Here is a 10,024-nt window from a genome sequence, read left to right as displayed (position 1 = left end):
CGGGTTGGCGGCCGCGCTGTACTCGGCCGGGGGTGAGCTGCGGCCGTCCTGGCTGTGGACGGTGGTGCGGGTGCCCCTGGTCACGATGGCGGCGGCGGGGGTCGGGGTGTGGACGGCGTGCGAGCGGCGGCCCGAGGTGCTGGACGGTCTGCTGGTCGTGCTGCCGYCCCGTGCGCGCCCCTCGATCCCGGGTACCAGACGGCGCACCCGGGCCGGCAGCACGACCAGCAGACCGTCCAGCACCTCGGGCCGCCGCTCGCACGCCGTCCACACCCCGACCCCCGCCGCCGCCATCGTGACCAGGGGCACCCGCACCACCGTCCACAGCCAGGACGGCCGCAGCTCACCCCCGGCCGAGTACAGCGCGGCCGCCAACCCGACGCCGAGGTACCCGAGCACGACGCCGGCCCACGCCGTACCGATCGACACCAGCGGCACTCCCTCGCCCCCGTCGGCCGCCGCGTCCCGTGCCGCCCGGTGCACCAGCCACACCGGCAGCGCGAGCAGCAGCAGCGGGGTGACTCCGACGGGTGCGGGTACGCCGGAGAGCGTGTCGGTGCGGACCAGTTCGGCGCCGTGCGCCAGCAGCCACAGCACGGAGGCGATCCGCAGGGCGCCGCCCGGTCCGCTGTCCGGATAGGGCGAGCTGATCCACAGCGCGATCACCACCACGGCGAACACACCGAGCCCCAGTCCAGCCGCCACCGCACCGCCGAAGAGGCTGGCGCCCAGGCCGGGCGTGCGGCGGCGTACGCGGGTGAGCAGGGGCGTTCGACGAGCGGTCATCTCGATCACGACCGCCATGCTCCCAACGACACGCGCTTTCCCGTCGTAACAGGCGAACCTCCGATGTGTCGCTCAATATATGTTTATGTACTTTTTCGACCGAAAGGGCGCCCGGTGACGCAGACCCCCGCAGCCCCGCTTCCTCCGCCCAAGGAACGCCGACGCCTGCGCGAGGCCGGTTCATTGACGCAGGATCAGGTCGCGGAACGGGTGGGCGTCAGCCGCGAGACGGTCCGCGCGTGGGAGAGCGGCCGTACGGAACCGTGGGGCCGCAGGAGGGAGGCGTACGCACAACTGCTGCGATCCATCGCCGACAAGACGGAGGTTCAGGAACCCGAGGAAGTACATGAGATGACGGCACCGTCCAAGGGCCGGCTCACCCCGGCGCAGGCCTTCGACGCGCTCTACGCCTTCTGCGCGCCCGCTCTCGTGCGGCAGACCTACCTGCTCACCGGGCGCCGCGAGCTCGCCCGGGAGTCGGTCGAGCGGGCCTTCCAGCACGCCTGGCAGCGCTGGCCGGAGGTGGCCCGCGACCGGGATCCGGCGGGCTGGGTGCGGGCGACGGCGTACGACTTCGCGCTCTCCCCCTGGCACCGGCTGCGCCCCCGCTACCGGCACCCCGAACCGCCGCCCTCCGACGTGTCCGACCGCGCCCTGCTGAACGTGCTCCTCCAGCTGCCGCCGGCACAGCGCCGCACGCTCGTCCTCTACGACGGTGTGGGCCTCGACCTGCCCGAAACGGCGGCCGAGACGGAGGCGAGCACACCGGCCGCCGCAACCCGCCTCCTGCACGCGCGCACCGCGGTCGCCGCCCGCTTCCCGGGCCTGTCCGACCCCGTCGAACTCCACCACCGCCTGGCCGAACTGGCCGCCACGGAGCGGTTGCGCGCCGCCAGGCCGACGACGGTGCGCGACGGCAGCGAACGCCGGGCGCGCTTTTGGACCCGGGCCGCGATCGCGTTCACCGTGACGCTGATCGGCACGACGGCACTGACGCTGCGGACCGCTCCCACGCAGTACGAGCCGCCGGTGCCGCCCGGCGCGACGGTGCGCGGGGTGCCGCCGAGGATGGCGCCGGGGCCGCTGTCGCAGAAGGAGCTGGAGCTGCGGGACAAGCTGCGGTCGCAGTTGCAGGCCGGCCCGGTGAGACTCCTGCCGCTGACCACGTGAAGGCGTACGCAGACCGAGGGCGAAAACGCCCGGTGGGCCCGCCCCCTCTCGGGGAACGGGCCCACCGGCCTCCTGCTGATGGCCGTGACCGAGGTCAGCCGCCCAGGATCTCGCGAGCCAGCTTCGCCGTCTCGGTCGGCGTCTTGCCGACCTTGACGCCCGCGGCCTCCAGGGCCTCCTTCTTCGCCTGCGCCGTACCGGACGAACCGGAGACGATGGCGCCCGCGTGGCCCATGGTCTTGCCCTCGGGGGCGGTGAAGCCCGCGACGTAGCCGACGACCGGCTTGGACACGTTCTTCGCGATGAAGTCCGCGGCCCGCTCCTCGGCGTCGCCACCGATCTCGCCGATCATGACGATCAGGTCCGTGTCGGGGTCGGCCTCGAACGCGGCGAGCGCGTCGATGTGCGTGGTGCCGATGATCGGGTCGCCACCGATGCCGACGGCGGTCGAGAAGCCGATGTCACGCAGCTCGTACATCATCTGGTACGTCAGCGTGCCGGACTTCGAGACCAGGCCGATACGGCCCGGCTTGGTGATGTCGCCCGGGATGATGCCGACGTTCGACTGGCCCGGGGTGATGATGCCGGGGCAGTTCGGGCCGATGATCCGGGTCTTGTTGCCCTTCTTGCCGGCGTACGCCCAGAAGGACGCCGAGTCGTGCACGGCGATGCCTTCGGTGATGACGACGGCCAGGCCGATCTCGGCGTCGATGGCCTCGACGACCGCGTCCTTGGTGAACTTCTCCGGCACGAAGATGACGGAGACGTTGGCGCCGGTCTTCTCGATGGCCTCCTTGACGGTCCCGAAGACGGGTACCTCGGTGCCGTCGAAGTCCACGGTCTGACCCGCCTTGCGCGGGTTCACGCCGCCCACGACGTTCGTGCCGTCACCGAGCATGAGCTTGGTGTGCTTCATGCCGGTGGCGCCCGTCATGCCCTGGACGATGACCTTGCTGTCCTTGTTGAGCCAGATAGCCATGGTGTGTTGTGTCCTCGTCCTGAGTGCTTACTTGGCGGCGTGAGCCAGTTCGGCGGCCTTGTCGGCCGCGCCGTCCATGGTGTCGACGCGCTGGACCAGCGGGTGGTTGGCGTCGGTGAGGATCTGTCGGCCGAGCTCGGCGTTGTTGCCGTCGAGGCGGACGACGAGGGGCTTGGTGACGTTCTCGCCGCGGTCCTCGAGGAGCTTGAGGGCCTGGACGATGCCGTTGGCGACCTCGTCACAGGCGGTGATGCCACCGAAGACGTTGACGAAGACGGACTTGACGTCCGGGTCGCCGAGGATGATCTCCAGGCCGTTCGCCATGACCTGGGCCGAGGCGCCACCGCCGATGTCCAGGAAGTTGGCCGGCTTGACGTTGCCGTGGTTCTCACCGGCGTACGCGACGACGTCCAGGGTGCTCATGACGAGACCCGCGCCGTTGCCGATGATGCCGACCTCGCCGTCGAGCTTGACGTAGTTGAGGTTCTTCTCCTTGGCGGCGGCCTCGAGCGGGTTGGCCGCGGCCTTGTCGTGCAGCTCGTCCCAGTCGTGACGGAACTCGGCGTTGTCGTCGAGCGACACCTTGCCGTCCAGGGCGAGGACGTCACCGGAGGCGACCTTCGCGAGCGGGTTGACCTCGACGAGGAGGGCGTCCGACTTGATGAAGGTGTCCCACAGCGTGACGAGGACGTTCACGACCTTGTCGGCGACCTCGGCCGGGAACTTCGCGGCCGCGACGATCTCGCGGGCCTTGGCCTCGTCCACACCGTCGATGGCGTCGATCGCGATCTTCGCGACGGCCTCCGGGCGGGTGGCCGCCACCTCCTCGATCTCCATGCCGCCCTCGACGGACGCGATGGAGAGGAAGGTGCGGTTGGCACGGTCGAGGAGGAAGGAGACGTAGTACTCCTCCAGGATCTCCGGGGCCGTCTCGGCGATCATCACCTTGTGGACCGTGTGGCCCTTGATGTCCATGCCGAGGATGTCCGTCGCGCGGGCGACGGCCTCGTCCGGGGTGGCGGCGAGCTTCACGCCACCGGCCTTGCCACGGCCGCCGACCTTCACCTGGGCCTTGACGACGGACTTGCCACCGAGGCGCTCAGTGGCTGCGCGGGCCGCCTCAGGCGTGTCGATGACTTCACCGGCCAGCACCGGTACATCGTGCTTGGCGAAGAGGTCCCTCGCCTGGTACTCGAACAGGTCCACGCGCTTCCGTCCCTATCAGTGATCTCGCGGTTCGTTGGATGCGTGGGCGTGCCGCGAAGGGCAACGTGACGTCCGCTGTCACAAGGGAGGCGCACACGGTGTCCGAGCGCGCGGCATGTCCGTCTCGCAGGTTATCGCTGCTTGAAGGAGGCCCCTAAATCGAGGGTCACACCTCAGCGGTGATACCTGTCACATGATGCCGCGAACAGCGGGAATCACTGGCACGGCGTGCCGACTGTGAGGTGCCGGTGAGGCGGCGACGAGGTGCCGGGCGAGGAGTCGGGCCAGGACCTCACCGGGTTGGGGTTGACCCGGTGAGGTCCCTTGAACAGCCCGAAGGGGCACGAATGGGCCGCCCCTGTGGGCTCTGGGCGGGTGATCCCCACCCCAATGGGGATCACCCGTCCTGTCCGCGAGGTCCCGGCCGGATGAGGCCGACGGCTTTCGGCCGTCCGGGGCCGTGTGCCTCGCGGAGTCGTCGGTCGCCGGGGAGCGCGGTGATCACGCTCGCCGTGGCGGCTGAGGTGTCGTACTCGGCTCCGCCGGGGGCTGTCGTACGACGGGGGAGGGCGGTGCGGTCAGACGCCGTACCGTCCGAGGTCGCCGCGGAGGTCCTGCGCGTAACCCGGCGTGACGGACTGGGCGACGCCCCGGACGCCGGTGACGGCGTGACCCGCCAGCGGGCCGGCCGAGTCCTGGACCGTGCCGGTCAGGTCCGCGGCAAACGGCGCGACCTGCCCGGCGACCCCGTACGCGAACGGGTCGACCTCGCCGACGACGCCGCCCGCGAAGGGCCGGACGCCGTCCGTGACGCCGTACGCCAGGGCCGTGGCGCTGCCGCCGACGCCGTCCACGACCGGCCGGACGGTGTCCACGACCGTGTCGACGACGGGCCGCACGGCGCCGGTGACGCCGTACGCGAACGGCGGCACCTGCTCGGTGACGCCCTCGGCGAAGGGCATGGCCTGCCCGGCCACGCCGTGCACCAGCGGGTCGACCTGGCCGACGACGCCGCCCGCGAAGGGCCGGACGTCGTCCGTGACGCCGTACGCCACCGCACCCGCGTCCGCGACGGCCTGCCCGGCGACGGGCACGACGCCGTGCACGGCGGTGTCGGCGACGGGCGGCAGGACGGTACCGGTGGCGTCCGCGGTGACCTGGCCGACCAGGCCGGTGGCGTAGAGCGGTACGTCGGAGGCGACCCCGTGCACGACCGGCCGCACGTCGGAGACGGCGCCGGAGGCGATGGGCCGGACGTCGGTGACGGCGCCGTGGGCGAGGTGCCCGGCATCGCCGAGCGCGCCGTGGGCCACCGGCCGCACGCCCTGAACGACTCCACTCGCGACCGGCTGGACCCCCTGGACGGCCCCGGCGACAACCGGCTGCACGCCCGCGACGGCGCCGCCGGCCACCGGCTGGACGTCGGCGACCACGCCGTACGCCAGCGCGGTCGCGGCGCCGACCGTGTGCGCGGCGGTCCGGCCGACCCCGGCGACAGCGCCGTGGGCGACCGGAACAACGCCGTCCACCGCCTGGCCCACGACCGGGGTCACCCCGTATACCGCGCCGCCGACCACCGGCTGGACGCCGTCCACCGCATGCCCGGCGACCGGAGTCACCCCGGCGACGGTGCCGGTGGCGGCGGGGACCACGCCCGCGACGGCGTGCCCCGCGGCCGGGACGACGCCTTCGACGGCGCGGCCGGCGACCGGGACGACGCCGTGCACGGCTCCGGTGACGACCGGCGGGACGACCGCGTCGGCGGTCTGCCCGACGACCGGGGTGACGGTGCCGGGGACGGTGGCGACCGTGCCGACGACCCGCTGCTCCACACCGCCGACCGTGCCGGTGACGTGGCTCGGGACGGCGGAGACGGAGGCCTCGGCGGCGGCCGTGACCGCGGTGGCCCGGCCTGTGGCGGTGGCCTTGGCAGCCGTTGCCGTGTCGGCGACCCTGCCGTCGACGGCGTGCGCGACGTCGGCCGCACCCCCTGCGGTGCGCCCCGCGCCGGCGACGGCGTACTGCGCCTTCGTCCGTACGACGCCCTCCACGCCCTGCGCCTGCGCACGCGCGGCCGCCTGGCCGCCCTGCAACTTCGTCTGCGCGGCGGCGAGCGCCTGCTCCAGCTCGGGGGCGAAGGCGGCGAGGGGACCGAAGAGGTAGTCGATGCTGCCGGGGTGATGGGGGGTGTTCGGGATGTCCGGGATGTTCGGGGTGTTCGGGGTGGGGTGCGCCGCGTCGCGGACGTCGGTGACGGTGGCGGAGACGTCGGCCTCGGCCTGCGCGGCGGCCTTGTCCGCGCGGGCGGCCTTGGCGCCCTGGAAGGCCTGGGCCGCGCCCTTTGCCTTGGTGGCGGAGGGGGGCGTGACCTTGGCGTCGACGTAACGGCGGGCCTGCTCGGCGGTGTTCGCGGGCGTGGTCCTGGCGGTACCGGCGACTGTGCCGGCGGGGCCGTCGGTGACGCCCTCGGTCACGTCGGCGACGGTGTCCGTCACGCCGGAGACGACGCCGTTGAGGGTGTCGGTGACGCCGCCGAGGAGGCCCGGGGCGTCGGCGCTGTCGGGGGTGTCGGCGGTGTCGGTCGCATCACTGGCCTGGTCCGGGACGGAGAGGGTGGATGCGGGCAGCTCGTCCGCGCTGGCGGCGGTCGAACCGAGCGCCCAGGCGCCGGTGACACCTGCGGCTATGACGATCGAACGGCGGATGTTCTTGTTCATCGTTGCGTCGGATCCCTAGATCTTGGGGCTCCGAAGGACCCCGGAGGATCGGAGAAGTGAAGCTCCGGGACTTCGGACGGTTTGGGGATATTCCGGCACCGATCACGGTCGCGGTCCGGGAAGTCGGGACCAGCGGGACCGGGTACGGCACCGGCGGCTTCCGTCCGGGGGGATGTCGCGGGACATCCGGGAACTGGGGAGTGTCCGGACGGACGGGCAGACCTGTTTCCGCCCCCGCGCGGCAGGTCTACGGCGGGGAGGATCGGCCTACTGGCCTACGGGCCTAGGCGGGGGAAACCGGAATGTCCCGGTGCCTGTCCTGTATGGCGTCCGCTTCGACGCGGGCGGCGCGGCCGGGCACCAGCAGCAACGGCACGCGTCGGCTCAACGAGACCGCGTGTGCGTCCCCGTGCCGGGGCGTGCCGTTGTCGCCCGCCGCGTGGTTGCCCTGCACACCGCCGGGGTGGTCGGTCGGTGCCTGAGGCACGGGGGCGTAGCCGGACGGCGTGGTGCGGTGCGCAGGACCGGCCGACGGGGCGTGGGACGCGGTGCCGTCGGCGACGAAACGGGGGCCGTAGACGCCGTTCGCCTCCTTGCCGGTACGTCCCTTGTCAGCAGGTCCGTCAGCCGAGCCGGGCGCGTCCGGCCCCGGCTGCGGCGTCGCGGTGACCGGAGCCGGCAACGTCTGCGCGGGCAGCGCGGGAACACCGGCGCCCGGCAGGTCCGGCAGCCCGGGAAGGGCGGGGAGGTCCAACTCCGGCCAGCTCGGCCAGGTCGGCGCCTCGGGTGCGGTCGGCAGCGCGGGCAGCGAGGCCAACGGCGGCACCGCCGCCTGCACTTCGGCCAGCCCCGCGGCCAGCTCCTCGGTCACCGTCCGCACGACATCGCCGACCGGCTGCACGACAAGGTGAGGTGCCTGGGCCCGAGGAGTTCGGTCCTCGGGAGCCGGGGTCCGAGGTGCCGCCGGCTTGGCGGGCGGCACCGTCGACTCGTCGTGCGGCACCGTCGACTCGTCGTGCGGGCCGGGCTCGGACGGCGCGGCCGACGCGGGAGGAGTCGCAGCAGGCTTGGAGGGAGTCACGGCAGGCGGGGAAGGATTCGCGGCAGGCGCGGAAGGACTCGCGGCAGGCGCGCTCAGGAGCTGCTCGACCGTTCTCTCCGCCGACGACCGGGGTTCGTCCGCCGCCGTGCCCGACGCGGAGGACACCGATGAAGCGCCGACCGACACCCCGTCCGCCGCGTATGCCCGCTCCCCGCAGAGGAATCCGATCGCGAGCAGACCGCCCGCCACCAGCACCAGTTGCAGCGCACGCCGCCCGCCCGCGACGCGCAGGACGCGCGCGGCGGCACCGGGCAAAGTGGCTGGCCAGGTCAAGACGAGGTGGTCCCTCCGAGCGGCGGACGAAGTGCACGTGACGAGCGTCGAGTCGGCTGGACTCGGTACGGACGGGCGGCGCGACGGCGCACCGGCGATGAGGCTTCGATCCTCGCACGCCCCTCATGCGGTCGCGCAAGCCCCCTGTTACCGATGCGTACTCATGTCCGTTTTGCTGGCCGAAGTCGGTCATCGCTTGGTCGACAAATCACCGGTAATTCCTCGCCATTACCTCCCCGAAGCCATTCTCAGACCGCGTCGGGCACCGGAATCGGCCGCTTCTCGATGGCCGCCGCCATCACCTCCGGGAACAGGTCGGGCGTACAGGCGAAGGCCGGTGCACCCAACGCGGCGAGCGCGGCCGCGTGTTCCCGGTCGTACGCCGGCGCCCCCTCGTCCCACAGCGCCAGCAGCGCCACGAACTGCACCCCCGACGCCTTCATCGCGGCGACCCGCTTGAGCATCTCGTTGCGTATGCCGCCCTCGTACAGGTCGCTGATCAGCACGACCACCGTCTCCGCGGGCCGGGTGATCTGCGACTGGCAGTACGCGAGCGCCCGGTTGATGTCCGTGCCGCCGCCGAGCTGGGTGCCGAAGAGGACATCGACAGGGTCGTCGAGCTGGTCGGTGAGGTCGACGACGGAGGTGTCGAAGACGACCAGCCGTGTGCTGATGGACCGCATCGACGCCAGCACGGCCCCGAAAACCGACGCGTACACCACGGACGCCGCCATCGACCCCGACTGGTCGATGCAGAGGATGACCTCTTTCTTCACGGACTGCGACGCCCGCCCGTAGCCGATGAGCCGCTCCGGCACGATCGTGCGGTACTCCGGGAGGTAGTGCTTGAGGTTGGCCGCGATGGTGCGGTTCCAGTCGATGTCGTGATGGCGCGGCCGGCTGATCCGGGCACTGCGGTCGAGCGCACCGGTGAGGGTGGCCCGCGTGCGGGTGGCGAGCCGCTTCTCCAGGTCCTCGACGACCTTGCGCACGACGGCACGTGCCGTTTCCTTGGTGGTCTCCGGCATCGCCCGGTTGAGCGAGAGCAGCGTGCCGACGAGGTGCACGTCCGCCTCCACCGCCTCCAGCATCTCGGGCTCCAGCAGCAGCGTGGACAGCCCGAGCCGGTCGATGGCGTCCCGCTGCATGACCTGGACGACGGACGAGGGGAAGTACGTCCGGATGTCCCCGAGCCACCGCGCCACGGACGGCGCCGACGCCCCGAGCCCAGCCGAACGGTCCTTCCCCGACTGCGCCCTGTCCCCCTTCCCGTACAGCGCGGTCAGTGCTCCGTCCATCGCGGTGTCCTTCCCGGACAGCGCGCACCCGGTGCCGTCGGCGTCGTCCCCGCCGAGCACCATCCGCCACCGCCGCAGCCGCTCCCGGGCCGGATCCATCACCTCGGTCGGCATCACCTCGGTCGGCGTCGCCCCGGTCGGGATCGGCGCGCTCGTCATCGGCGCGCTCCCTTCCAGGGCCGCTCCCACAGCGGGAGTACCGGCACGGTCGTCGTCATGGGCCGGCCCTGCGCCGCGAACCCGTGCGGTTGCCTCCCGGCAGCCGCCGTCGTGGTCCGCTCCCCCGACTCCCTCACTCCGTCAGTCGTCATCCCGTCGCCCCCACAAGGTTGTTGTCCGTGAGGCCGCCGTCGGCGCCCTCGTCCACTTGCACCTGGTCCAGCCCCAGCAGCAGCCGCACCACCGGGAGGACCGCGTCCGCCCGCTCGGCATCGAACTCGGCCGCGAATCCGGGTATCCCGGATCCGCCCACCCTCGCGCCGCCCCGCTCCCC

8 protein-coding genes are annotated in these 10,024 nt (G+C 72.4%); 1 reads left to right on the top strand and 7 read right to left on the bottom strand.

Annotated features, from left to right (window positions below; translation table 11 throughout):
* On the bottom strand, positions 1-804 hold an 804-nt coding region (locus EAO75_RS01710), incomplete at its 3' end, for a DUF6350 family protein (protein WP_222723915.1).
* Positions 805-900: 96 nt separating this feature from the next.
* Here EAO75_RS01710 and EAO75_RS01705 point away from each other — a divergent pair.
* The gene (locus EAO75_RS01705) at positions 901-1,956 is read left to right on the top strand and encodes a sigma factor-like helix-turn-helix DNA-binding protein (RefSeq protein ID WP_147993241.1); all 1,056 of its coding nucleotides are present in this window, start codon (positions 901-903) and stop codon (positions 1,954-1,956) included.
* Between the two features lie 94 nt (positions 1,957-2,050).
* Here EAO75_RS01705 and sucD read toward each other — a convergent pair whose 3' ends face one another.
* The 6 genes from sucD to EAO75_RS01675 form a co-directional block, all read right to left on the bottom strand.
* Positions 2,051-2,935 carry a succinate--CoA ligase subunit alpha gene (sucD, locus tag EAO75_RS01700; RefSeq protein ID WP_147993240.1) on the bottom strand — a complete coding sequence of 295 codons (885 nt, stop codon included), beginning with the start codon at positions 2,933-2,935 and terminating at the stop codon, positions 2,051-2,053.
* A 27-nt stretch (positions 2,936-2,962) separates the two neighbouring features.
* The gene (gene sucC, locus EAO75_RS01695; protein WP_147993239.1) at positions 2,963-4,141 is read right to left on the bottom strand and encodes an ADP-forming succinate--CoA ligase subunit beta; all 1,179 of its coding nucleotides are present in this window, start codon (positions 4,139-4,141) and stop codon (positions 2,963-2,965) included.
* 578 nt (positions 4,142-4,719) lie between these two features.
* Positions 4,720-6,858 (bottom strand): hypothetical protein, encoded by a 2,139-nt coding sequence (locus EAO75_RS01690; protein WP_147993238.1) that lies wholly within the window; start codon positions 6,856-6,858, stop codon positions 4,720-4,722.
* A gap of 283 nt (positions 6,859-7,141) precedes the next feature.
* A complete protein-coding gene (locus EAO75_RS01685; protein WP_147993237.1) occupies positions 7,142-8,233 on the bottom strand; it encodes a hypothetical protein in 1,092 nt (363 codons plus the stop codon).
* 248 nt (positions 8,234-8,481) lie between these two features.
* The gene (locus EAO75_RS01680) at positions 8,482-9,645 is read right to left on the bottom strand and encodes a VWA domain-containing protein (RefSeq protein WP_147994222.1); all 1,164 of its coding nucleotides are present in this window, start codon (positions 9,643-9,645) and stop codon (positions 8,482-8,484) included.
* Between the two features lie 193 nt (positions 9,646-9,838).
* Positions 9,839-10,024: hypothetical protein (locus EAO75_RS01675; protein ID WP_147993236.1), on the bottom strand; the 186-nt coding region annotated here is incomplete at its 5' end.

It is taken from the genome of Streptomyces sp. UW30 (assembly GCF_008042075.1).
In the GTDB taxonomy this organism is placed as follows: domain Bacteria; phylum Actinomycetota; class Actinomycetes; order Streptomycetales; family Streptomycetaceae; genus Streptomyces.
Note: the sequence above shows the minus strand (reverse complement) of the source record. Positions and strands in the feature narration are given on the sequence as shown.